Below are 25,661 nucleotides of genomic sequence, written 5' to 3' on the forward strand. Positions count from 1 at the left end.
TTTTCCTATTTTTTATTATTTTCTCATTGACAGCTTCCTGATTTTTTGATAGAATAATATTACAAGATAACAAATTTATAAATACAAACTTCTCGTATTACTTTTCATATGACTCTCGGTCTCCTTATATATAAAAGCGATCCACCTCAGTGAACCGCTTTTTTTGTTATTTATCTCCTTTGTTACGAATAACAAAGCCTGTTTTCTTTTCGCTTGAAGTATTGCGTGGTTTTTTAGTGTCCTTGCGGTAACGCTTTTCTTTATCAAAGCGATCCTTTGAACGTCCACCTTTACGATAGTCATCACGACGTCCATTGCCACGTCGATCACGGTCTCGACGGTCATCCCCACGACGGCCTCCTCGACCACCCTTGCCTTTGCCACCGAAGCCACCACCAGATGGTTTAAATGGTAAAGGTTTTTCACGTGCAATCTCAACCTCAGGAAGACTGTCTGGGTCTTGAACAGTTAGACTGAGAATATACATGGCCAATTCTTCAGGACTGAATTCTGAGGCTAATTGACGAGCATCCTTGCCAAACTTCTCAAAGTTGCTACGAATCTCCTCATTCGCAAAATCACGTTCAATTTTCTTCAGTGCAACTTGCTTCTTAGCTTGGAAGGCTTCTTCTGCACTTGCAGGTTTGAGACCTTTCATGCGTTTCTTAGTTAAGTTTTCGATGATTTGTAGATAACCCATTTCATTAGGTGAAACGAAGGTTATAGACTGACCTGACTTACCTGCACGTCCTGTACGACCAATACGGTGAACATAACTCTCAGGGTCTTGTGGGATATCATAGTTGTAGACATGAGTCACACCTGAAATATCCAAACCACGAGCAGCAACGTCTGTTGCAACGAGGACATCAAGATTGCCATTCTTAAAATCACGAAGGACACGAAGACGTTTGTTTTGGTCCAAATCCCCATGGATTCCTTCTGCACGGAAACCACGGATTTTAAGCCCACGAGTTAACTCGTCTACACGACGTTTGGTACGACCGAAGACAATAGACAACTCAGGTTGATCAACATCCATGAGACGAGTCATGGTGTCGAATTTTTCTTGTTCTTTAACACGGATATAGTACTGGTCTACTAATTCTGTAGTTAATTCTTTGGCAGCAATCTTCACATGCTCAGGTTCTTTCATGAACTGAACACCAATACGTTTGATAGCATCTGGCATAGTCGCTGAAAAGAGCAAGGTTTGACGATTTTCCGGTACACGAGAGATGATATCTTCAATATCTTCAAGGAATCCCATGTTCAGCATTTCATCTGCTTCATCTAAAATCAAGGTTTCAATATCATGTAATTTCAAAGCCTTGCGTTTAATCAAATCAAGTAAACGTCCCGGTGTTCCTACAACGATGTGAGCACCTGATTTAAGAGCCTTGATTTGTTTTTCAATACTTGAACCACCGTAGACTGAACGAACTTTTACACCTTTACTACGGCCAAAGCGGAAGAGTTCTTCCTGACTTTGAACAGCCAGTTCACGAGTTGGGGCAATCACCAAAGCTTGGATAGTTGCTTCTTCTGTACGAATTTTTTCAAGGGTTGGCAAGCCAAAGGCTGCAGTTTTCCCTGTACCAGTCTGTGCTTGACCGATAACATCTTTTCCTTCAAGAGCCAAAGGAATAGTTTGCTCTTGGATAGGACTTGCTTCTACAAATCCTGCTTTTTCAATTTCTGCTAACAAATCAGCAGAAAGATTAAATTCATTAAATTTCACGTTATTCTTCTTTCTAAAGATGGTGCGAAGCCATCCTATAGCGCTTAGTTTATACTTTTCTTTTCATGACGGTTTTTCATATCTTTATATGAAAGATCGTGTTGCTTCTTTTCCACTAAAGAAAAGTACTGCTTTCTTTGCAACTTATCTAGTATAACACAAGAGAGGGCCAAAAGATAGTCTAACCACTTGATTAAATCATGTAAACGATTTTTCTATTTTTTGAACTTGATTCTCAAAAGCTTTCGTGAGACTAAATTAGTCCAATTTTTTTCCCGTAGCAGATTTGTGCAAAAGTTTTTTTCTTGTGCTAGAATGAAAATCAAACAGGAGGATTTAAAAATGTTAACATACGATTTAATTGTCATTGGATTTGGTAAGGCAGGTAAGACGCTTGCTGCCAAACTAGCTTCAGCTGGTAAAAAAGTTGCCCTTATCGAACGCAACAAAGCTATGTACGGTGGAACTTGTATCAACATCGGTTGTATTCCAACTAAAACCTTGTTAGTTGCTGCAGAAAAGGACTTGTCATTTGACGAGGTCATGGCTACTAAAAACACTGTTACTACACGCCTCAATGGTAAAAACTATGCTACGATTGCTGGTACTGGAGTTGATATCATTGATGCCGAAGCCCACTTTGTTTCTAATAAGGTCATCGAAATTCAAGCCGGTGATGAAAAACAAGAACTAACTGCTGAAACAATCGTCATCAACACTGGTGCTGTTTCAAACGTTTTGCCTATTCCAGGACTAGCTACTAGCAAGAATGTCTTTGATTCAACTGGTATCCAAAACTTGGAAAAATTACCAGAGAAACTTGGAATCCTTGGTGGTGGAAATATCGGTCTTGAGTTTGCTGGGCTCTACAATAAACTCGGAAGCAAGGTAACGGTCTTAGATGCTCTAGATACTTTCCTACCTCGCGCAGAACCTTCTATTGCTGCTCTTGCTAAACAATACATGGAAGAAGACGGCATTGAACTCCTTCAAAATATCCATACTACTGAAATCAAAAATGATGGTGACCAAGTTCTTGTCGTGACAGAGAATGAAACCTACCGTTTTGACGCCCTTCTCTACGCAACTGGACGTAAACCAAATGTAGAACCACTTCAACTTCAAAATACAGACATTGAACTAACTGAACGTGGTGCGATTAAGGTGGACAAACATTGTCAAACAAACGTTCCTGGTGTCTTTGCGGTTGGAGATGTCAATGGTGGACTTCAATTTACCTACATTTCACTAGATGACTTCCGTGTTGTTTACAGCTACCTTGCTGGTGATGGCAGTTACACGCTTGAAGACCGTCTCAATGTTCCAAACACCATGTTCATCACACCAGCACTTTCACAAGTTGGTTTGACTGAAAGCCAAGCAGCTGATTTGAAACTTCCATACGCTGTTAAGGAAATCCCTGTTGCTGCTATGCCTCGTGGTCATGTAAATGGTGACCTTCGTGGAGCCTTCAAAGCTGTTGTCAACACTGAAACTAAAGAAATTCTAGGTGCAACTATCTTTTCAGAAGGATCACAAGAAATCATCAACATTATTACTGTTGCTATGGACAACAAAATCCCATACACTTACTTCACAAAACAAATCTTCACTCACCCAACATTGGCTGAAAACTTGAATGACTTGTTTGCGATTTAACCTAAGATACACTTATGAAAAAACAACCTCCTTAGGGTTGTTTTTTTATCCAAAATCTCAAATCTATCTTTTCTGGCTTTTATGATATAATAGAAACATGAAATTAAAAACTACTTTGGGCCTTCTTGCTGGGCGTTCTTCTCATTTTATTTTGAGTCGTCTTGGACGTGGAAGTACGCTGCCTGGAAAACTTGCCCTTCAATTTGATAAAGATATTCTACAAAATTTAGCGAAAAACTACGAAATTGTTGTGGTAACTGGTACCAATGGAAAAACCTTGACAACCGCCCTCACTGTCGGTATCCTAAAGGAAATTTATGGTCAAGTGTTAACTAATCCTAGTGGTGCCAACATGATAACAGGAATCACGACTACTTTCTTGACTGCAAAATCTTCAAAAACTGGAAAAAATATAGCAGTACTTGAAATCGACGAAGCTAGTCTCTCACATATCTGTGACTATATCCAGCCTAGTCTTTTCGTTATCACTAATATCTTCCGCGATCAGATGGACCGATACGGTGAGATCTATACGACCTACAACATGATTTTGGACGCTATTCGAAAAGTTCCTACTGCTACTGTTCTGCTAAACGGTGATAGTCCGCTTTTCTACAAGCCTGCAATTTCAAATCCTGTTCAGTATTTTGGTTTTGATCTAGAAAAAGGTCCAGCGCAACTTCCTCACTACAATACTGAAGGTATTCTCTGCCCTGACTGTCAAAGTATTTTAAAATATGAGCTAAATACATATGCCAACTTGGGAGCTTATATCTGTGAAAATTGTGGATGTAAACGTCCTGACTTGGACTACCGTCTGACAGAATTGGTTGAGTTGACTAACAATCGTTCTCGTTTTGTTATTGAAGGTCAGGAATATGGTATTCAAATCGGTGGGCTTTATAATATCTACAATGCTCTGGCTGCAGTTGCTATCGCCCGTTACCTAGGCGCTGATTCTCAACTAATTAAACAAGGATTTGACAAGAGTCGTGCTGTCTTTGGACGACAAGAAACCTTCCATATCGGTGACAAGGAATGCACACTGGTTCTCATCAAAAATCCTGTCGGTGCTACCCAGGCCATCGAAATGATCAAACTAGCTCCTTACCCATTTAGTTTATCTGTTCTTCTCAATGCTAACTATGCTGACGGGATTGATACTAGTTGGATTTGGGATGCTGACTTTGAGCAAATTACGGATATGGACATTCCAGAAATCAACGCTGGTGGCGTTCGTCATTCTGAAATTGCTCGTCGTCTTCGAGTAACTGGTTATCCAGCTGATAAAATCACTGAAACAAGCAGTCTGGAGCAAGTTCTTAAAACGATTGAAGCTCAAGACTGCAAGCATGCCTATATCCTTGCGACTTATACGGCTATGCTAGAATTCCGAGAATTACTAGCCAATCGTCAGCTTGTTAGAAAGGAGATGAACTAATGGTTTATACTTCACTTTCCTCAAAAGACGGCAATTATCCTTACCAACTAAATATCGCCCACCTCTATGGAAATCTCATGAACACCTACGGAGATAATGGGAATATCCTCATGCTCAAGTACGTCGCTGAAAAGCTGGGTGCACATGTAACAGTTGATATCGTTTCGCTTCATGATAATTTCGATGAACATCACTACGATATTGCCTTTTTCGGTGGTGGTCAAGACTTTGAACAGAGTATCATTGCTGGTGATCTACCTGCCAAAAAAGAAAGTATCGACAACTTTATCCAAAATGATGGTGTCGTTCTTGCTATTTGTGGTGGCTTCCAGCTATTAGGCCAATACTATATTGAAGCTTCCGGAAGACGCATAGAAGGTCTAGGTGTCATGGGACATTACACACTCAACCAAACCAATAACCGCTTCATCGGTGATATTAAAATTCATAACGAAGAATTCGATGAAACCTACTATGGTTTTGAAAACCACCAAGGCCGCACCTTCCTCTCAGATGACCAAAAACCATTGGGGCAGGTTGTTTACGGAAACGGAAATAATGAAGAGAAAATCGGTGAAGGTGTTCACTATAAAAATGTCTTTGGTTCTTATTTCCACGGGCCTATTTTATCCCGTAACGCCAACTTAGCCTATCGCTTGGTCACTACTGCTCTTAAGAAAAAATATGGTCAGGACATCGAACTTCCAGCTTATGAGGATATCCTTAGCCAAGAAGTTGCTGAAGAATACAGCGATGTTAAAAGCAAGGCAGACTTCAACTAATACTTAGATTCCAACATGCTATTAGCTGTTGGAATTTTTTTAAGTTCTTTTCCCCTTCTCCCTTGCATTTTCTCCTAATTTTTGCAAAAATAGAGGGGTAGAAAGAAGGTAGCATATGTCTAAATTACAACAAATTTTAACTTATCTTGAATCAGAAAAGCTAGACGTCGCTGTCGTATCTGACCCCGTCACAATTAATTACCTCACTGGCTTTTACAGTGATCCACACGAACGTCAAATGTTCCTCTTTGTCCTTGCAGATCAGGAAACACTTCTCTTCGTTCCAGCCCTTGAGGTTGAGCGTGCAACTAGCACTGTCTCATTCCCAGTAGTTGGCTACGTGGACTCTGAAAACCCTTGGAAGAAAATCCAAAACGCCTTGCCACAGCTTGATTTCAAACGTGTAGCAGTTGAGTTTGACAATCTCATCTTGACTAAATACCACGGTTTGAAAACTGTCTTTGAAAGTGCTGAGTTTGAGAACTTGACTCCATTGATCCAACGCATGCGCTTAATCAAATCAGCAGATGAAGTGCAAAAAATGATGGTTGCAGGTGTTTACGCCGACAAATCTGTCAAAGTTGGTTTTGACAATATCTCTCTTGACAATACTGAAACAGATATTATTGCGCAGATCGACTTTGCTATGAAACGTGAAGGTTATGAAATGAGCTTTGATACTATGGTCTTAACAGGAGATAACGCTGCAAATCCGCATGGTATCCCTGGAGCTAACAAGGTCGAAAACAATGCCCTTCTCCTCTTTGACCTCGGTGTAATGGTGAATGGTTATGCATCAGATATGACTCGTACAGTCGCTGTTGGTAAACCTGACCAATTCAAGAAAGATATTTACAACTTGACTCTGGAAGCCCAACAAGCTGCCCTTGACTTTATCAAACCTGGTGTGACAGCTCATGAAGTAGACCGTGCAGCTCGTGAAGTGATTGAAAAAGCTGGCTACGGTGAATACTTCAACCACCGTCTCGGTCACGGTATCGGTATGGATGTTCACGAGTTCCCATCTATCATGGAAGGAAACGACATGGTTATCGAAGAAGGCATGTGCTTCTCAGTTGAGCCTGGTATCTATATTCCTGGTAAAGTCGGTGTCCGTATCGAAGACTGCGGTGTTGTTACCAAAGATGGTTTCGATCTGTTTACAAGCACCAGCAAAGACTTGCTTTATTTTGATTAAAAAGTAAATTATAAAAAATAAGATGGAAAAGTTATTCTTTTCCATCTTATTTTTTGGTTTGATAATAAATTTTATCAGCTATATAACCTTTTCGTTCAACTGCATTAGGAATCGTCTTCCAAAAAGTCATACCCGCCTTTTCCATCACACGACCAGAGGCAGGATTTAAACTTGCATAGCAAGCATCAACCTCTTCAAATCCAATTTCATCTAGACAGTATGATAAAACTGCCTTCAAGGCTTCTGTCATGAGTCCTCGTCCCCAGTAGTCCATCCCTAAGATATATCCCATCTCACAGCTAGACTTTTCTTCATCCACACTGACCAGACTAATATCTCCAATGACATAGTCTGGATTATCTTTGAGACAAATGGCCCATTTGTAATAGTTAGGATTGTCGTAGGATGCTACCCAATTGCCAATAGAATTTCTAGTCTGTTCGACATTCAGGTGTGGATTCCAAGTCACATAAGTCAGATTTTCTGAGCGTGAAGCCCAATTATCAAACATGGCTTCAGCATCACCTTCCACAAATCTCCTCAAGATCAATCGTTCAGTTTCTATAGGTTGTGTACCTAGTGGTTTCATAATCGTAACTCGCTTTCTATTTGAATGCCCAAGCTAAAAAGGTCCACTGGACCTTCTTCGCTTTCTTATTTCTAGGTGAGAGGGTCCCGGACCTTCCTCGTTCTCCTGTTTCTAGACTCGGGATAAAAACCTCCCCCGGAGGTTTTTACTCCCAAAACGTATCAAATACTGTGATTGGTAGGTGGCGTTTGTGTTGGCCTTTGTACCACCATTTTTCAATGGTTGCTTGCGCTTCTGGGCTTACTTGCTTACCTTCGAGGTAATCATCGATTTCATTGTAAGTGACTCCCAAGGCTACTTCATCTGCAATACCTGGTTTTTCTTCTTCCAAATCTGCTGTTGGAACTTTTTCATAAAGTGCTGGATCAGCTCCAAGTTCCTTCAAGAGTTGTTTCCCTTGGCGTTTATTGAGGCGATAGAGAGGAAGAATATCTGCACCACCGTCACCAAACTTGGTAAAGAAACCTGTGATATTTTCCGCAGCATGGTCAGTACCAATAACTGCTCCACTATGAGCTCCAGCGAGTGCATATTGGGCAATCATCCGGCTTCTAGCCTTGATATTCCCCTTGTTGAAATCTGAAACAGGACTACCTGTTGCTTCAACTGCTGCTGTCATAGCATCTGCAGAGTCCTTGATATTAACGGCCAAACTCACATCTGGTTGGATAAAAGCTAGGGCTTTTTGGGCATCTGCTTCATCAGCTTGCACTCCATAAGGCAGGCGAACTGCTATAAATTTATAAGAATCATCACAGGTTTCAGCTCGCATTTCTTCTATAGCTAGTTGGGCAAGGCGACCAGCTAAAGTCGAGTCTTGACCACCAGAAATTCCTAATACATAACTTTTAAGGAAGGGATGTTTTCTTAGGTATTTCTTTAGAAAGTCAATGGAACGACGGATTTCTTCTTGAGGGTCGATGACAGGTTTAACCCCTAATTGCTGGATAATGGTCTCTTGCAAACTCATTCTTCTTCTCCTTCACCTAGAGCTGCCTTACGCATCTTGTCAATCAAGTCCATCTTATCTTGCCAAATATCATGCGCTAAGTCTACTGGATAATGTTGTGGGTTAAGAACACGTTTGTATTCATCCCAAAGCTTATCAAATTCCTTGCGAGCATAAGCTTGAATTTCAGGTAGACTCGGTAAATCATAGATTAGTTTTCCATCCTTGAAAATATCCACCAAGAGAGGAACTGCATCAAAATTGCGGACAGTTTTCTTGATGTAAGTATAGGTTGGGTGGAACATCTTGAGTTCAGTCATACTTGACACATCAACGCCGTCATAGGTAATATAATCACCTTCAGATTTTCCTTTTTCACGACTGGTAATGCGCCAAACTTGTTTCTTACCTGGAGTTGAAACTTTTTCAGCATTGCTAGAGAGTTTGATAGTATTGCGCATCTGACCATTTTCATCTTCAATGGCAACAACCTTATAAACTGCTCCTAGAGCTGGTTGGTCATAGGCTGTAATGAGCTTAGTCCCGACACCCCAAACATCAATCTTAGCTTTTTGCATCTTGAGGTTAAGGATGGTATTTTCATCAAGGTCATTGGATGCATAAATCTTAGCATCAGTAAATCCTGCCTCGTCCAGTTGTTGACGAACTTTTTTAGAAATATAGGCGATATCACCAGAGTCAATACGAACACCAAGGAAATTAATCTTGTCACCGAGTTCACGCGCAACCTGAATGGCTGCTGGAACACCGATGCGAAGGGTGTCATAGGTATCCACTAGGAAGACACAGTTTTTGTGAGTTGAGGCATAAGCCTTGAAAGCCTGATAGTCATTCCCATAGACTTGAACCAAGGCATGGGCGTGAGTCCCTAAAACCGGAATTCCAAAGAGCTTACCTGCACGTACATTACTAGTTCCATTGGCACCACCAATGACAGCGGCACGAGTTCCCCAGATAGCTGCATCCATCTCTTGCGCACGACGTGTACCGAACTCCATCAAAGGCTCATCTTCAATGACCGAGCGAATACGAGCAGCCTTGGTCGCAATCAAGGTTTGAAAATTAACAATATTTAAAAGAGCTGTTTCAACCAATTGACACTGCGCCAAAGGTCCTTCCACTTGAACAATCGGTTCATTAGCAAATACTAAGTCCCCTTCTTGAGCAGAACGTACAGTCAACTCTAACTTTAGATTACGGAGATATTCCAGAAAGGCACCATGATAACCAAGTGATTCCAAATAAGCTATATCGCTATCTGAGAAACGCAAGTTTTCAAGGTAGTTCACAATTCGTTCCAAACCTGCAAAAACAGCATAACCATTTTTAAACGGTTGTTGGCGGAAATAAACTTCAAAAACTGCTTTCTTGTTATGAATTCCTTGGTCGAAGTAAACCTGCATCATGTTAATCTGATACAAATCTGTGTGCAATGTTAAACTGTCATCTGGGTACATATACTGTCCTTCTTCCTTATTTGTAAAAAGAAGAAAATATTTCTTCTTTTCTCATAAATTAGTACTATTATAACACATTTTACCAAGATGGAGAAAAAGCTAACAAGCTATTCCATACTCTCAAGTTCATCCATATCCTGCTCAAACTTTTTCTGAGCCCATTCACCATAACTTTTTAAGCCTAAGTTGCCAATAAATACCCAAGGAAGATAAAAGATATAAGTAAATACCCATGCATAAATGTACTTAATATGTAGAGGGTTGTGCTGATAAATTTCGATATTAAACTGGTAGTTTTGTAGCATCAAGCTAGCTGTAATCACTAGAGTTAATAATAGGCATCCTAAAATTGTAAAATGAAAACGACTATAATAGGTTACACCTAGACTTCGAGCACGGCCGAAAAAGTAAAAAGTTCCAATAATGATAATGATGAGAATCATTCTCGGATTAAAAAGACTTGGTGCTAATACTGCAATCATATAAGATAAAAGCAAGAAAGCTATAGAGATATAGAAACTTTCAGCCCCCGCTTTATTCATCAGTTGTTCTTCTCTTTCGTCTAGTAATTGATAATAAAAAAATCTATTTTTCATCTTCTTCCTCCCAAAATAATTGATCCAACGTTTTCCCTAAGCATCTACAAATGGATTGACAAAGTGAAAGCGAAGGATTGTACTTTCCAGCTTCTATCAAACCGATAGTCTGCCTAGTGACACCCACAGCTTCTGCCAAATCACCTTGTGTCATATCAAGCTCCACTCGAGCTAACTTTAATTTTAAATTCTTAGCCACTTGTTACCTCCTCCTTAATTTTAAAAGTCGCGCTTCTTTTTTCAACTTTATTATATCATATATTTTACATTATGCAATATATATCTGTCATTTTGTGATATTTATTTATAAAAAACTCTCTACCACCGAAATGATAGAGAGTTCTATACTTACAAATCTTTTTGATAATAGTGCCTTTGTCCAGTGCAGGGATAATCTTTTAAGGTTAAGACTTCCTTGTAGCCCTGCTTTTGATAAAAGGCTGGCGCTTGAAACTGATAGGTATTCACAAAAGCAAAGCGACAGTTTCTCATTTTAGCTTCACTTTCTGCTTGCTGCAATAGTTGGGAACCGATTCCTTGTCCTCGCAAGTCCTCCTTCACAAACAAATACTCAATTTCTAACCAATTCCCGAAAGTCTCTGCTACTAAGCCAGCCATGATTTCACCATATTCATCTTCGACATAAAGGTTTAGTGGCTCACTTTCAGCAACTTCTCTTTTGGAACGATTATAGGAGCGAATCAAGTCTCCTATAATTTGCGATTTCTGAGACTCTGTATTTTCCAATCTTACCTGCATCCAAACCTCCTCGAAGATACTTATAGCTTGATTATAGTCTTATTACCAAGAGCTGTCAAACTAGAAAGCTCATCAACCAGAGTTGATGAGCTTATAACTTATTTTCTAAATTTCCATTGGCTATAAATACCAAAAGCAACAATCCAGATAGCTGAACCTCTGGCTCCCATTACAGTTGATTCTTGTAAAAAGAGAGTTCCGAATACAAAGATGAAGAAGAGCATAGTCAGAGGATTTAGCAAGCGATATTGGGGCATGAGATAGCCATCTGCCATAAAGTCCTTTGACTTGCGATACTTAAGATGGGCCACCATGATCAAGATGTAGATGGCGATATAAACACCTGATGAAGAAGCTGTAATCAAAGCAAAGGCATCTGATACGCCAGGAAGTACATTGATGAAGGCTGCTAGACCAATCAATACCGCAGAAGCAATGATAGCATTCTGAGGAACGTTGTGGCGTGAAAGTGTATCTGCCTTAATAGCTTTCAAGAAACGATTTGGTGAATCATGGGCAATTTGGTACAAGTGACGACCTGTTGAGTAAAGAGTTGAATTCAAGGCTGACGCAGCGGAAGTCAAGACAACAAAGTTAATCAAGGCCGCCGCCCACTTAAGACCAACAAGTTCAAATACCGTTACAAATGGTGAATCCGTCGCAGAAAGCTCACGCCAAGGAATAATAGACATGATTGCAAGCAAAGCCCCACCGTAGAAGAAGATAATTCGCAAAGGAATTTCCTTAACCGCCTTGGGCAATACTTTCCGAGGATCCTTAGTTTCAGATGTGGTTACACCGATAAATTCAATCATCAAGTAAGCAAAGAAAACCATTTGAAAGGCCATGACAAAGTTCATTCCTCCATTTGGGAAAAGGGAGAATTGCTCACTAATATTGGTGAGACTTGCTGATCCATAAGGAGTTTCAAAGCCAGTCAAGACCATAAAAATACCCGTCGCAATCATGGCAAGAATAGCAACGATTTTAATCATGGCAAACCAAAATTCCACTTCACCAAATATTTTAACTGCAATCAGATTGACCAATCCTAAAATTGTTAAAAAGACAACCTGAATCAACCAAGATGGCCAAGACGGAAACCAAAATTGAACATAGTGAGCGATTGCAGTAATTTCAGCCATACCGATAAAGACCACTGATAACCAGTAGGACCAAACCGAGAAATATCCCCAGCCCTTTCCAAGATAGCGAGTAATAAAATTGATAAAGGTGTGTTGCTCTGGGTCCTGGTACAACATTTCACCGATAGCACGCATCATGAGATACATGAAGCCACCCGTAATCATATATACCAAGACAATCGAAGGTCCAGTTAAACTGATAGACCGACCTGCCCCGAGAAATAATCCTGTCCCGATTGTACCTGCAATAGCCATAACCTGAACATGGCGATTGGTTAGGCCACGCTCCATTTTACTTTTCTTTTTGTGCTTTTTTTCTGAATTCATCTAGTCTCCTTAAGTTTTTAAAAAATAAGAAAAGGAGTGATAGAAAACGCTTTCCCTGAATCCCACTCCTTCTTTTTATCCTATTAAGCGGTTTTTTCAACCTTTAAGATCTTAACATCATAGCTTCCAGCAGGTGTTTCGATTGTAACAACATCACCTTTTTTCTTACCAATCAAAGCTTGACCAATTGGGCTTTCATTTGATACTTTACCTGCAAAAGCGTCTGCACCAGCTGAACCAACGATAATGTATACTTCCTTTTCGTCTTCTCCAACTTCTTGGATTGTTACAGTTTTTCCGATAGCAACTTCATTTTTAGCAACTGCATCACTGTTCACGATTTCTGCATAACGAATTTTAGTCTCCAGACTTGAGATTTGTCCCTCAACGAAGGCTTGCTCGTCTTTCGCTGCTTCATACTCACTGTTCTCTGACAAATCACCATATGAACGAGCAATCTTGATACGTTCTACAACTTCTGGACGACGTACTAGTTTCAATTCTTCTAATTCTTTTTCGAGTTTTTCCTTTTCTTTCAATGTCATTGGATATGTTTTTTCTACCATTTTTCTCAACTTTCTTTTGATTGAATTAATAAATATATGCTTTAAAGCAAAATTATGTGGAAAACCACATAATTTTAGTTTGTGCTATTTGATTGGTTTAGTTTACTATTAATATGTTCTTGAACATTTCGATCATGTTCTTCCAGTGTTGTTGAATAGTAAACCTTACCATCTTGAACATTGGCCACAAAGTAGAGATAGTCACTCTTTGTTTGATTGATACTTGATTCGATAGCATCCAAGCTAGGGCTGTCAACTGGTCCAGGCATTAGACCTACTTTTGTATAGACATTGTATGGTGAATCAATTGAAGTATCAATAGCTGCATCATCAGAAAGACTGATGTTTTGACCAAGTTTCCCTTCTGCGTAAAGGATAGCGATATTACTTTGAAGTGGCATACCCTGGTTCAAACGATTATAGAATACACCAGCAATCAACTTACGATCCTCTGTTTTTGCTCCTTCTTTCTCAACAAGAGAGGCAATTGTTAAGAGTTCATTCACTGTTAAGTTCTTTTCTTTGATTGTAGCATAGTGACTAGATAGGTTTTTATCCATTGCAGCTAGCATTTCATCAATTAAACTTTCAACAGTTGTACTTTCTTTGATTGTAAAAGTCGCAGGGAAAAGATAACCTTCTAAACGGTAACGAACACCACTATCTTTGGCTGGCAAGCTTGCAAGCAGGTTTGGATATTTGGCAACCTCTTGAGCAATAAAGGTCTCATCTTGAACTTTAGCCAAAAATGCTTCCGCTGTCAAAGGTTCCTTAAAGTCCCCTTGAAGTTGGCCTACAGTCTGAGCAATTTGCTCTAAAGTATATCCCTCTGGAATAGTCAAGTTTGCAAGTGTAACCTCTTGAGGTTCAGGTGTGCCACCTTTTTGCAACTCTTTAATGACATCTTCAACACTCATGCTCTTTTGTAGGTTATAATAGCCAGATTTTAATTCATTATAGTTTTTATATTTGACATAAAGTGTAAAGACCAAACCGTTTTTAATGACACCAGATTTTTCCAAAGTTGAACCAATTTCTTGAGCATTAGATCCATCTGGAATCTGAACAGTCATATATTGTTTAGAACTTGGATCCACTGGTTGCAAGGCTGATTCAGCATAGCGAAGTCCAAAGAAACCACCAGCACCTAATAGAATCAGTAAAATTAATACTGTGACTAAAAATCCTTTCAAGTGGGATTTTTTCTTTTTCTTTGCTGGTTTCGTAGACTCTCTACGACTTCTTTTAGGAAGTTCATCTGCCTCAGTATTCTCCGGATGAGCATTTCCAGATGTTAATTCTTCTTGGTTAGTGGCAAAACTTACAGTTCCTTTATCTTCAAGTGATTTTTCATGAGTACGGTAGGAAACTGAAACCTTAGTTGGTATCGAATTAATTTCATCGTTATCTGAGATTGATTGAGGTGACTCAACGGATACTTCTTTCGCAGCTTCTTCTGCAACTTCCTCTTTAAGGTCTGGACGAGGAGGAACCACAGGTGCATTCTCAATCAATTGTTCAACATTTGAAACAGAATTAGCAATCAGTTCTTCTTCAGGAGTTATTACTCGTTCTTCCGTTTCTGCATCAGAAGAGTTCATCAAATTTGATAAGAGGTCATCTGTTTGTTCTGTTAAATTTTCCTCATTCTTTAATCGTTCTAAGTCTCGCAAGATCTGCTCTTTAAAACTCAACTTTTTTTCATTTGAATTTTCGCTCAAAGGTATTTACCTCCTTGTTAATAATCCTTAATATTATATCTTAAAAACCAGAGAAAAGCAACCTTGGAAGCCTTTCTACTCGCTAATTCCTATTTTCCCAGACCATATCATACCATTCTTCTCCCGCAAATTGGGACTTAGACTTTCCTTCATTGACAAAACCATGCTTCTCATAGTATTCAATAAGGTAGTCATGACAGGTCAGATTGATCCCCTCTCGTTCATGCCTAAGAGCCACTTCTTTAAGAGCGGTCAGTAGTTTTTTCCCCAGCCCTAGAGATTGAGCTTTTTTGGCTATAGAAAGACAAGTCACAGATATATATCCGCCTTTTTGATGACTATGGTCTTTTATTTCTTTAGTGAAAGACTGGTCTTGTAAATAACGATGAGGGACTACTGGTCCTTCGATATAACCGAGTATCTCTCCATCTTTTTCAGCCACAAGGAAACTAGTTTTAATCTCTTTTAAGTGAGCTTCAAAAACAGACCTAGGTATGGCTTCTTCAATTGAGAAATTCTCTAATTCAATCTCTAAAATACGATCTAAATCACTCAGTCTAGCTTGTCGAATAATCATAGTTCCTCCTGATAAAAGGGATTCATCCAACACATGAGAAAATCAACTTTATTTCCGACTCCCAGATCTACTATTCCTTGCTCTATAAATTCATTCATCTCAAAATAAGATAGCAATTCATCTTTACAGACCAGATAAATAGCTGGACTATTTTGTTGAAGAGCAACTTGTTTCATGGCTGCGAGCAACAAGGTTCCAAATCCTTGCCCTTGATAATTCGGATGAACAGATAAAGCATCAATCACAAGATTTTCATTACTAATAGCTTCTCCATCTGCCATCTCTACTATCCATCTACTTACTGAGGATGTAGCAAAATCTGTCGCTGAAATATAAGCAATAACCTGATCATCCAAACTAGCTAAGAGAAACGTATCCGCAAAATTACGGATACGTTCTTCTATTATTTCTCTATTAAATGTTTCTTGGAAGTTTTGAGTACTCTCCTGTATCAAGCAAACCTGCTCGATATCAGATTGCTGAACTTCCCTTATTTTAATTGGAAATTCCATGGTGTTCCTTACTGAACATTACTTGTCAAATTAGACAAGAGACGTTCTAATGAGTATTCATATGACTGAATATCACCTGCTCCCATAAAGACATAAACAGCATTGTTGTGGTCTAAGAGAGGGGACACATTTTCAACAGTGATAACTTGATGTTTTTTATCAATCTTGGCTGCTAAATCTTCAACTTTCACATCACCATGGTCAACTTCACGAGCAGAACCATAGATTTGTGCTAAGTAAACTGCATCAGCCTGATTCAAGGCTTGTGCAAAATCATCCAACAAAGCAATTGTACGAGTAAAGGTATGCGGTTGGAAAATAGCAACGATTTCCTTGCTTGGATATTTTTGACGTGCAGCATCTAGAGTCGCTACGATTTCAGTTGGATGGTGAGCAAAATCATCGATGATAACAGTGTCATTGACAATCTTTTCTGTAAAGCGACGCTTAACACCTCCAAAAGTATTCAAGTGTTCACGCACTAAATTCAAGTCAAAACCAGCAGTATAAAGCAAACCAATCACAGCGGTTGCATTCATGATATTGTGGCGACCAAAAGTTGGAATGTGGAATTGACCCAATTCTTGACCACGGAAGTGAACTGTAAAAGTTGAACCTGTCGTAGAACGTAGGAGTTCGCTAGCTACAAAGTCATTGCCCTCTGCTTCAAAACCGTAATAATAGATTGGAGCATTTGTCGTAATCTTACGCAACTCAGCATCTTCACCGTAGACAAACAAACCTTTGGTGATTTGTTTAGCATAATCATTGAAAGCGTTAAAGACATCCTCTAAGCTTGTGAAATAGTCAGGATGGTCAAAGTCGATATTAGTAATAATAGAGTACTCTGGGTGATATGGCATGAAATGACGTTCGTACTCGTCTGATTCAAAGACAAAATACTTGGCATTTTCAGAACCACGACCTGTACCATCTCCAATTAGATAGCTTGTATCAGTGATGTGTGACAAAACGTGAGAAAGCATCCCGGTTGTTGAAGTCTTACCGTGTGCACCAGCAACTCCCATGCTGATAAAGTCACGCATAAAACTGCCAAGAAATTCATGATAACGTTTATAACTTAGACCATTCTTGTCTGCATAGGCAATTTCAACGTTGTTATCTGGACGAAAGGCATTCCCAGCGATGATTTCTATATCCCCTTGAAGATTCTTCTCATCAAAAGGCAAAATTTTGATTCCTGCTTGCTCTAAGCCTCTTTGTGTAAAGTAGTATTTCTCTACATCAGATCCTTGGACTTTATGCCCCATTTGGTGCAACATCAAGGCCAAAGCACTCATCCCTGATCCTTTAATTCCGATAAAATGATAGGTTTTTGCCATCTTTTTCCCCTTTACTCTGTCATATTTGTCAAGTTCAACTCTTGAGCAATTTTACGTACTTTTTCTGATTGATTCTCTTTTTTGTTATAAATTTGGCTTTTCTTTAAAAAATCATAATTATTTTTCTTTGGTCCAAGATGATCTTCTTTGGTTGTCTGTTGCATCTGTGGAGCCATTTCAGCCAAAATATAATGGTTCTGAGTTAGTTTATCACTATATTTGGTAAGCTCACCAGGATTTTCCTTTTGGAAAGGAGCTGTTGGCTGATTTGCCTGTCTTACTACATTATTTGAAGGTTTATGACGTTTCGTAAAACTAACATCTTGGGTCAAATACTTTGCTGAACGTTTTCGTTTCAGATCAGCTCTTGCTTCTTCACGAGCAAGTTCAGCGTAGGATTTTTCCTTGTGTTCAGGCAGTTTCTCTGGCGCCTTAGTCGGTGACTTTTTTTCAGTAGTAATTGGTGACCATTCCAAGTAATTTTTATCTTGGTAGTCTCCCTTAATATTACTAATGAGATCCGACTCATCATATAAATTCATAAATGGCATCTCTGTCAGCATGATCTCATCATCTGACACTATTGGAAATCGTTCTAACTTCATTTTTATTTCCTTTCAATACTCCATTATAACGTAAAGTCTTGATTTTTCAAGTCTTGGCTTCAGAAATTCCTAATATTTCTTGAATTTCAGTAAGTGTGAGACTTCCACGAGACTCTGTTCCATCCAATACTTCTGAGACCAGATTTTTTTTCTCTTCCTGCAACTCTTGAATCTTCTCCTCGATTGTACCTCTAGTTACCAGACGATAAACCTCAACTGCTTGGTCTTGTCCCATACGGTGGGCCCGGCCAATAGCCTGCGATTCAACTGCCGGATTCCACCATAAGTCTACCAGAATAACTGTATCCGCACCAGTAAGATTGAGACCAACTCCACCAGCTTTAAGAGAAATCAAAAACACATCGCGCTCACCTTGGTTAAAAGCCTTGGTCATTTCTTGACGCTCCTGTGATGGTGTAGAGCCAGTAATCTTAAAGGAAGTTAAGCCAAGCTGAGGCAACTCCTTTTCGATACGATCAAGCATTCCCCTAAATTGAGAGAAGATGAGTACACGATGATTTCCCTCAGCAATCTGACTCAGCAAATCTCGTAAACTATCTAGCTTCCCGCTATCTCCCTTGTAATCCTCCATAAATAAGTCAGGAGTGTCACAAATCTGGCGGAGACGCATGAGCCCTGCTAAAATTTCGACACGATTTCGTTGAAATTCTGCATCGGTCACTTGTCCCAAACGCTCTTGCATCTGTTGAAGTTGAGCTAGATAGATAGCTTTTTGCTGGTCCTCCAGTTCATTTTTATAAACGACTTCTATTAGATCAGGTAACTCTGTAAGAACATCCTCTTTTTTTCGACGCATGACAAATGGTTTGATAAACTGTGCCACTCTCTCAGCAGGCAATTTCATAAAGTCTTTTTTTGCTGGCAAAAGTCCTGGCAATACAATCTGAAAGATAGACCATAATTCCCCTAGATTATTTTCAATTGGTGTTCCGGAAAGAGCAAAGACTGATGGAACCACAAACTTTCTCAAAATCTTAGCAATTTTGGTTTGGGCATTTTTCATCACTTGGGCTTCATCTAGAAATAGAAAATCAAAAGATAAATTTCGATAGATTTCACTATCCTGACGGAAAGTGGCATAACTGGTCACATAGACCTGATGTTTTTCTGCTAATATAGTCTCGCGATAAGGTTTCAATCCATGTACGACAGCCACATCCAAATTCGGTGCAAATTTTTTAAATTCATCAGCCCAATTATAGATGAGACCAGATGGAGCAAGAATCAAGACACGGCTATTCTCCTGAAGTTGGCTACTTAAAAAGGCGATGGCTTGTAAGGTTTTTCCAAGTCCCATATCATCAGCTAAAATCCCACCAAATCCATAATGGTCCAACATCTGAAGCCATTGAATCCCTTTTTTCTGATAATCCCTGAGTTGGGCTCGAATATCTAGGGACTTCATCGGAAAATCCTCAGGATGCGTTAAATGATGCGACAAATGACGAAATTCATCAGTAAAAGTAACTTGATCCTGATCCTTAAACAGATGAGATAAGGTATACGCTAAAGACTTGCGAGCGTGAAAAGAGTCACTCTCTATCTCTTCAATTCCCAAATCCTCTAGATCCTGACGAATACGTTTTGTCTGTTCATCAAAATAATAAACCTGGCTAGAGGAAGAAATATAATAGTCCTGCTTGGCAACGAGAGCTTTCATTGCTCGATTGATTTCTTCTTGATCAATATCCTGAAAATCAAATTGAATTTCTAAAAGACTTCCCTTTGATGATATCTGAACTTGAGGTTTTTGAATCTGATAAAGGTCTTGCATGCTCTCTGAAATCTTTAATTCTCCAAGTGCTGCAAAGGCTGGTAAAACTTCCTGAAAGAAAGAATGGACAGCTTCAGTTTTCAAGCTTTGACGCCACGAACGAAAATCCGCTTCAAACCCAGCAGATAAGGCCAACTGAAAAATCTGTTTCTCTAGTTGAATGTCACTAGCAAAAGGAAGTTTCTCTAGTTCATTACGATTGGTTACTAGGCAAGTTTCATATTGAAATTGCATATCTAATCGAATAGAACCATCCTCTTCTCGTTCCATATAAAAAGACGGACGGAAGGATTGGATTTGTAGTGAATCAGGAGCCTCTACTTTTCCTATGCATTTAAACTGTGACAAGGTCGAAGCTAAAAGATCTCGATCACGAGTATCAAACTGTAAGATCTTTCTGCCACCATTGTCTAAAGGAACTTTTCTAAGCGCATCTAATAAACTAGCCTGTTTTTTCGTCATCAGGAAAAAATTCCCCTTGTAGAATAATACTTGTCCCCTGTAAAAGAAATTAAGCCCTGTCTGTTCGAAAATTTCCATTTCAAAATAGTTGGATTTTTCTTCAATTCTAAATAAAAACAAACTTGCTTGGCCATCAAAGTCTTGGAAGAGAAGATGATGATAACTCGAAAGTTGATGGTCAAACTGAAAGACATCTAATCCCATCAACAGACTAGCCCCCTGCTCAAAAAAGGTTTTAGGGAAATAGAGATGTCGTCCTTGATTTGGGAAAAAAATAGAATTGTCTGTTTTCTCCTCAACTAATCCAAGTAAAAAATTCAAAACTTCTTGACTGGCTTTATCAAACTGTTCAAGTCTTAATGAAGACTCGTAATATTTTCCTATCATGTAGGGTTTGGCAAACTCTATGATTTTTAAGAAAAGAGGGATATCCCTAATCACATAAAACTTGTCTTGCTGAGCAAGGCCAATTCTTAAAGTCCAGATAATGCGATTGGTTCCTGCTTCCACCTGACCTTGAGCAGAAAGCCGATAGATGTTGGATTGCCGCGGAACTTGGATAGACTTCAAGAATTCTCCTCCGAAAGTCACCTGTGTCTCAACAGTCTCCTTCTCTTCCTGATTAGCCTCCAAATTGAGTAAGATTTCCTGTCCTAGCTGATCATTCTTTAAGTAATATTCTAGAGCTGCCAAATGAACACAGTAGCCTCTTTTTTTGAAAAAATCACAGGTACAAAAAATCAAATCATCATCTAAGCTATAACGGATTTCTTCCTCCGCTACACGCGCATAAATGCGATGGTCCTGTTCTTTAATGATTTCAATCTGACCAGTTTCGTAGAGTTCTACTCCCTCCATTCGAAGCTTTCCTGGAATCAATTTAGCCATAGTGTCCCCTTTACTTTATCTCTTAATTATACCACATTTCTGTCTATGAAAATAGCCTTCTAGGAGTACTTTTCTCCTAAAAGGCTAGGTTTTTAATAATTTGAAAAAGTGGCAATGATTCGTTGACAAACTTCTTCCAAGACAGATGTCGGCATGGCTACATTGAGACGAGCGTGGAGGGCTCCTTCTTCACCAAAGTCCAAGCCCCTATTCAGGATAACTTTGGCTTCGTCACGTAAAAGCTTTCTTAACTCTTCATCGCTAATATCATAGGCAGAAAAATCTAGCCAAATGAGATAGGTCCCTTGAGGTTTCATGACCTTGATTTTGGTTTCTTTGCCAAATACATCCACTACATAATTGATGTGCTTCTCGATTAGTTCTTTGAGTTCTGTCAACCAATCTTCCCCATAGCGATAGGCAGCTTCTGTTGCTAAGTATCCTAATCCTGAAATTTCATGTTGATTATTAGCAAGCTGGCATTTTTGGAAAGCAAGTCTCAACTTAGGATTCTCGATGATAGCGTAAGAGTTTTTCGTTCCCGCAATGTTAAAGGTCTTGGTAGCACTGCTTAAAATTAGTGAAAATTCTTTAAAATCTTCATTTACCGTATTGAATGACTGATGCTTGTTTCCAAACAAGGCCAAGTCTTGGTGAATCTCATCTGAAACTAGCAAGACTCCATGTTGTTGACAAAGTTGTCCAATCTTCTCTAAGACTTCCTTCTCCCAAACACGTCCACCAGGATTATGAGGGTTGCAGAGAACATAGAGTTTCACTTCCTCTTCGACAAAATCTTTCTCTAATTGTTCAAAGTCAATCTCAAAAAGTCCGTCTTTTTCTACTAGAGAGTTGGTGATTAGTCTACGATTATTGAGCTTAATACTGCGAGCAAAAGGAGGATAAACCGGTGTGTTAATGAGGACTGCTTCACCTTCCTTGGTGAAGGCTTGAATAGCTGTTGAAATGGCAGGTACTACTCCTTCGATAAAGACTAGAGCATCCTTATCAAAGCGATATCCATGATGTTTTTCCTCCCAATTTTGAACAGCTTCAATCAAGCCATCACTAGCATAGGTATAGCCATAGACTAATTGCTCAGCATAGTCATGGACAGTCTGACGAATCTCAGGTAAGACTTCAAAGTCCATGTCAGCAATCCAGGCCGGCAATACTTGACGGTCAGTCTCTGCTTCTTTCCATTTGTAGGTATGATGTCCAAAACGATTGGGCAAAGTCGTAAAATCATATTTCCCCATAGTCTTATCCTTCCAAAGCTTGACGCAAATCTTCAATCAAGTCTCTAGCATCCTCAATACCAATAGACAAGCGTAAAAGGTCATCGGTCAGTCCATAAGAATGACGAACCTCTGCAGGAATGTCTGCATGCGTTTGAGTGGTTGGGTAGGTAATTAGACTTTCAACACCACCCAGACTTTCAGCAAAAGAGAATACTTTCAAAGTATTTAAGATATGAGGGATACGTTTTTCATCTGCCACTTTAAAGGAAATCATTCCCCCACGACCTGTATACAAAACTTCTTTGACTGCAGGTGATTGTTCCAAAAAGGCTACGATTTCTTGAGCATTAGCTGTTGAGCGCTCCATACGAAGTGACAATGTTTTAAGACCACGAATCAATTGATAACTATCAAATGGTGACAAAACAGCCCCTGTCGTGTTGAGATTGTAAAAGAGTTTTTCGTACAAATCAGCATTATCTGTCACAACTACACCAGCTAGAACATCATTATGGCCTGCAAGGTATTTTGTCGCTGAATGAAGGACAATATCTGCTCCATCTTCAATTGGACGTTGGTAAATCGGGCTATAGAAGGTATTGTCGACGACAACTTTAGCACCCTTAGCATGAGCTAATTTTGACAATTTTTCAATATCAAATTCCAACATCAAAGGGTTGGTTGGTGTTTCGATATAAAGTACATCCACATCCTTTTCTAGCTCGGCAATTAGCTCTTCTTCTGTGTTTGCATAGGTAAAGTGGAATCGTCCTTCCTGCTCCACTTGATTGAACCAGCGGAAAGAACCACCGTAAAGGTCACGGACAGCCAAAATCTTGCTTCCTACTGGAAAAACGCTAAAGGCTAACACAATCGCAGACATACCTGAACTAGTCGCCAAAGCATACTTGGCTGATTCAATAGCTGCCAAAACTTCCTCTGCCTTGCTACGAGTTGGGTTTTTGGTGCGGGTGTAGTCAAATCCAGTTGATTGACCAAATTCTGGATGCTGATAAGTCGTTGAAAAGTGAATTGGTGTTACCAAAGCACCTGTCGCTTTATCTGACTTGATCCCTGCTTGGGCTAAAATTGTGTTGATATGAAATAATTTGCTCATACTTTACCTCCAAATCTATAGTAACTATTGTACCACTTATTTTGGATCCTTCGTTTTCTTGTTTTCAAGAGCTAGTTATAGTTTAAAACTATATGAAAAACGATAACCTCATCAAAGGTTACCGTTTTTAAATTTAGAGTCATTATTTAACGTGTTTAGCTAATTCTTCTTGAGCTTTCTTGTTAGATTCTTCTTTTTCTTTTAGCCATTTTTGTCTAGCTTCTTCATATTCAGATGTAGTCACAATCTTATCTTGCAGTTTAACGTATTTGTAGGATTCAACACCCTTATTACCAGCTTGAGAGAAGGCAGCAGAGAATGGAACTGTTTTTCTGATTCCTGGTGTTCCACCAAGAGATACGTTTGGAAGCGTGAGAGAGCTATCCACCAACCAAGCTTGTGCTTCAGCGTATTTGTCATAACGTTTTGTCAAATCTTGTTCAGCATTGGCTTCTTCTAGCATCTTAGTGTAGGTATCCAAGCCAACCGCAGTTGCTTTAGCATTACTTTCACCAGGTTCTAAGCCAAGGTTTTGCAATGAACCACCATTTGTTAGGTTAAGTGTATCAAGATAAGTTGATGGATCCTGGTAGTCAGGGCTCCAACCACCATTGTAGAGGTCATAATCTTTTTGGGCAGCTGTGTTAGCAAGATAACCAATGCTATCCATTTCTTCTGTAGTCAGCATTTGAATATCGATGACGACATTATCTGCACCCAAGACAGACTCGATAGATTGTTTGAAGGAACTTGCCTCTTGGACACCCTTCTTATATGATTGGTCTACTGGCAAGTCTAGATGAATAGGGAATTGTACGCCTTTAGCTTCCAATTCTTTCTTGGCTTGTGCAAAAGCTTCTTTGGCCTTATCAGCATTATAATAGGCATCTTGTGCATCCGCAAAGTTCACATTTTGCCATACTTGGCCGTAGTTAACCATCTTAGAAGCGACAACATCACCAAAATCTTTACCATCAAGAGTTACAAATGAAGGTGGAACGAGCAAGTTTCTGATAATCTTAGTTGCTCCCTCTTCCCCTTGTGACTGAGCCCCATAAGCTTTACGGTCATAGGCAAAGTTAATGGCTTGACGGAATGATTTGTTTAAAACTGCTTCTTGTTGAGCTGTCTTTTCAGCGTCTGTCGTTTTTGATGTGTGGTTATAAGATTTTCTATCTAAGTTAAAGTTAAAGTAGAAAGAAGTCGCAGTTTGCATACTGTAGATAATATTATCCTTGTATTTCTCTTGCACACCTGCAAAACTTGAACTATTTGGATAGAGACGGGCAAAACTATAGACACCTTCGCTAAAGTTACGAACAAGCGCATCTTGGTCGCTTCCATCATAGTAAGCCAACTTGACATCATCTACAAATACATTTTTTGCATCCCAATAGTTTGGATTTTTCTTGTATTCAAGTACAGATTTAGATGTGAATGATTTGAGGATGAATGGACCATTATACAAGATATTTGCTGGATCCACCTTACCAAAATCATCCCCTTTTGAGTTCAAGAAGTCTGCATTTACAGGGAACAGAATAGTTGCAGTTGTTTTTGAATTCCAATAAGGTTCTGGTTGAGTCAAAGTATATTGAACAGTCTGGTCATCAATAGCCTTAACTCCAACTGTTGAAAAATCTGTTGTTTTCCCGCTAACGTAGTCAGCCAGACCAGCAACAGAATCTTGCACTAAATACAAGGCTTCTGAATTTTTATCCGCAGCATACTTCAATCCTGTCACAAAATCTTGTGCTGTTACAGGTGCATACTCTTCACCATCTGCTGTATACCATTTGGCGTCCTTACGAAGTTTGTAAGTATAAGTCAAACCATCTTTGGAAACAGTCCAATCTTCTGCCAATGAAGGAATGTAGTTCCCGTATTGATCATTTTCCATCAAACCATCAACCAAGTTTGTCACAACATCACCTGTTGTTGCACGGTTTTCTAGGAGATAGTTAAGACTTGAGGGATCATTACCATATACATAATTATATGTCTTTGTAGAACTAGCTGAGTTGCTACAAGCCACCAATAGCAGACCGGCACTTAGGGCAACGCCTGCTAGCGTCAGATATTTTGCCTTAGACTTTTTCATAAACAGAACCTCCAAATTTAAATTTTTGTATCATTATACAGCTATTGTTTTTTTTAGTCAAGTCTTATG

Annotated in this window: 22 protein-coding genes; 4 read left to right on the top strand and 18 right to left on the bottom strand. The window is 39.3% G+C overall.

Features of this window, described 5'->3' with window-relative positions; all coding sequences use genetic code 11:
- Positions 1-166 precede the first annotated feature (166 nt).
- Entirely contained in the window at positions 167-1,741 is a 1,575-nt protein-coding gene (locus I1J71_RS03035; RefSeq protein ID WP_074324622.1) for a DEAD/DEAH box helicase, read from the bottom strand.
- A 342-nt stretch (positions 1,742-2,083) separates the two neighbouring features.
- Between I1J71_RS03035 and I1J71_RS03040 the strand changes: the two genes are divergently transcribed.
- The 4 genes from I1J71_RS03040 to I1J71_RS03055 all read left to right on the top strand — a co-directional run bounded on the left by I1J71_RS03040 (position 2,084) and on the right by I1J71_RS03055 (position 6,821).
- A complete protein-coding gene (locus I1J71_RS03040) occupies positions 2,084-3,400 on the top strand; it encodes an FAD-containing oxidoreductase (protein ID WP_195183667.1) in 1,317 nt (438 codons plus the stop codon).
- A 97-nt stretch (positions 3,401-3,497) separates the two neighbouring features.
- Positions 3,498-4,841 carry a lipid II isoglutaminyl synthase subunit MurT gene (gene murT / locus I1J71_RS03045; RefSeq protein ID WP_195183668.1) on the top strand — a complete coding sequence of 448 codons (1,344 nt, stop codon included), beginning with the start codon at positions 3,498-3,500 and terminating at the stop codon, positions 4,839-4,841.
- Entirely contained in the window at positions 4,841-5,623 is a 783-nt protein-coding gene (gene gatD, locus I1J71_RS03050) for a lipid II isoglutaminyl synthase subunit GatD (protein ID WP_195183669.1), read from the top strand. The genes murT and gatD overlap by 1 nt, the downstream gene beginning before the upstream one ends.
- A gap of 115 nt (positions 5,624-5,738) precedes the next feature.
- Complete coding sequence (locus I1J71_RS03055) at positions 5,739-6,821, top strand: M24 family metallopeptidase (RefSeq protein WP_195183670.1); 1,083 nt, start codon at positions 5,739-5,741, stop codon at positions 6,819-6,821.
- 46 nt (positions 6,822-6,867) lie between these two features.
- On the opposite strand, the gene I1J71_RS03060 is transcribed toward I1J71_RS03055, so the two are convergent.
- The 17 genes from I1J71_RS03060 to I1J71_RS03140 all read right to left on the bottom strand — a co-directional run bounded on the left by I1J71_RS03060 (position 6,868) and on the right by I1J71_RS03140 (position 25,592).
- The gene (locus I1J71_RS03060) at positions 6,868-7,410 is read right to left on the bottom strand and encodes a GNAT family N-acetyltransferase (RefSeq protein WP_070677932.1); all 543 of its coding nucleotides are present in this window, start codon (positions 7,408-7,410) and stop codon (positions 6,868-6,870) included.
- Between the two features lie 145 nt (positions 7,411-7,555).
- Entirely contained in the window at positions 7,556-8,380 is an 825-nt protein-coding gene (gene nadE, locus I1J71_RS03065) for an ammonia-dependent NAD(+) synthetase (protein WP_195183671.1), read from the bottom strand.
- Entirely contained in the window at positions 8,377-9,837 is a 1,461-nt protein-coding gene (locus tag I1J71_RS03070) for a nicotinate phosphoribosyltransferase (RefSeq protein WP_195183672.1), read from the bottom strand. The genes nadE and I1J71_RS03070 overlap by 4 nt, the downstream gene beginning before the upstream one ends.
- A 107-nt stretch (positions 9,838-9,944) precedes the next feature.
- A complete protein-coding gene (locus I1J71_RS03075; protein WP_195183673.1) occupies positions 9,945-10,433 on the bottom strand; it encodes a DUF6773 family protein in 489 nt (162 codons plus the stop codon).
- Positions 10,423-10,632: a helix-turn-helix transcriptional regulator gene (locus I1J71_RS03080; RefSeq protein ID WP_001107501.1), complete on the bottom strand. Its 210-nt coding sequence runs from the start codon at positions 10,630-10,632 to the stop codon at positions 10,423-10,425. Before I1J71_RS03080 ends, I1J71_RS03075 begins: the two co-directional genes overlap by 11 nt.
- Before the next feature lie 149 nt (positions 10,633-10,781).
- Positions 10,782-11,192: a GNAT family N-acetyltransferase gene (locus I1J71_RS03085; protein ID WP_195183674.1), complete on the bottom strand. Its 411-nt coding sequence runs from the start codon at positions 11,190-11,192 to the stop codon at positions 10,782-10,784.
- A gap of 98 nt (positions 11,193-11,290) precedes the next feature.
- Complete coding sequence (locus I1J71_RS03090) at positions 11,291-12,664, bottom strand: amino acid permease (RefSeq protein ID WP_195183675.1); 1,374 nt, start codon at positions 12,662-12,664, stop codon at positions 11,291-11,293.
- A gap of 83 nt (positions 12,665-12,747) precedes the next feature.
- Positions 12,748-13,230 carry a transcription elongation factor GreA gene (gene greA, locus I1J71_RS03095; RefSeq protein ID WP_195183676.1) on the bottom strand — a complete coding sequence of 161 codons (483 nt, stop codon included), beginning with the start codon at positions 13,228-13,230 and terminating at the stop codon, positions 12,748-12,750.
- A 74-nt stretch (positions 13,231-13,304) separates the two neighbouring features.
- Positions 13,305-14,951: an endolytic transglycosylase MltG gene (gene mltG, locus I1J71_RS03100; protein ID WP_195183677.1), complete on the bottom strand. Its 1,647-nt coding sequence runs from the start codon at positions 14,949-14,951 to the stop codon at positions 13,305-13,307.
- Positions 14,952-15,033: 82 nt separating this feature from the next.
- Positions 15,034-15,528, bottom strand: a complete 495-nt coding sequence (locus I1J71_RS03105; RefSeq protein ID WP_195183678.1) for a GNAT family N-acetyltransferase — start codon at positions 15,526-15,528, stop codon at positions 15,034-15,036.
- On the bottom strand, positions 15,525-16,040 hold the full coding sequence (locus I1J71_RS03110; RefSeq protein WP_195183679.1) for a GNAT family N-acetyltransferase: 516 nt from the start codon (positions 16,038-16,040) through the stop codon (positions 15,525-15,527). Before I1J71_RS03110 ends, I1J71_RS03105 begins: the two co-directional genes overlap by 4 nt.
- Before the next feature lie 8 nt (positions 16,041-16,048).
- A complete protein-coding gene (gene murC / locus I1J71_RS03115; RefSeq protein ID WP_195183680.1) occupies positions 16,049-17,383 on the bottom strand; it encodes a UDP-N-acetylmuramate--L-alanine ligase in 1,335 nt (444 codons plus the stop codon).
- A gap of 11 nt (positions 17,384-17,394) precedes the next feature.
- Complete coding sequence (locus tag I1J71_RS03120; RefSeq protein ID WP_195183681.1) at positions 17,395-17,988, bottom strand: cystathionine gamma-synthase; 594 nt, start codon at positions 17,986-17,988, stop codon at positions 17,395-17,397.
- A gap of 46 nt (positions 17,989-18,034) precedes the next feature.
- Positions 18,035-21,133, bottom strand: coding sequence for a DEAD/DEAH box helicase (locus I1J71_RS03125; protein WP_195183682.1), 3,099 nt, complete (start codon positions 21,131-21,133; stop codon positions 18,035-18,037).
- A gap of 92 nt (positions 21,134-21,225) precedes the next feature.
- The gene (locus tag I1J71_RS03130) at positions 21,226-22,392 is read right to left on the bottom strand and encodes a MalY/PatB family protein (protein ID WP_195183683.1); all 1,167 of its coding nucleotides are present in this window, start codon (positions 22,390-22,392) and stop codon (positions 21,226-21,228) included.
- Between the two features lie 4 nt (positions 22,393-22,396).
- Entirely contained in the window at positions 22,397-23,491 is a 1,095-nt protein-coding gene (locus I1J71_RS03135) for a cystathionine gamma-synthase (protein ID WP_195183684.1), read from the bottom strand.
- 142 nt (positions 23,492-23,633) lie between these two features.
- Complete coding sequence (locus I1J71_RS03140) at positions 23,634-25,592, bottom strand: peptide ABC transporter substrate-binding protein (protein ID WP_195183685.1); 1,959 nt, start codon at positions 25,590-25,592, stop codon at positions 23,634-23,636.
- Between the last annotated feature and the right edge of the window lie 69 nt (positions 25,593-25,661).

It is taken from the genome of Streptococcus infantis (genome assembly GCF_015546995.1).
In the GTDB taxonomy this organism is placed as follows: domain Bacteria; phylum Bacillota; class Bacilli; order Lactobacillales; family Streptococcaceae; genus Streptococcus; species Streptococcus infantis_J.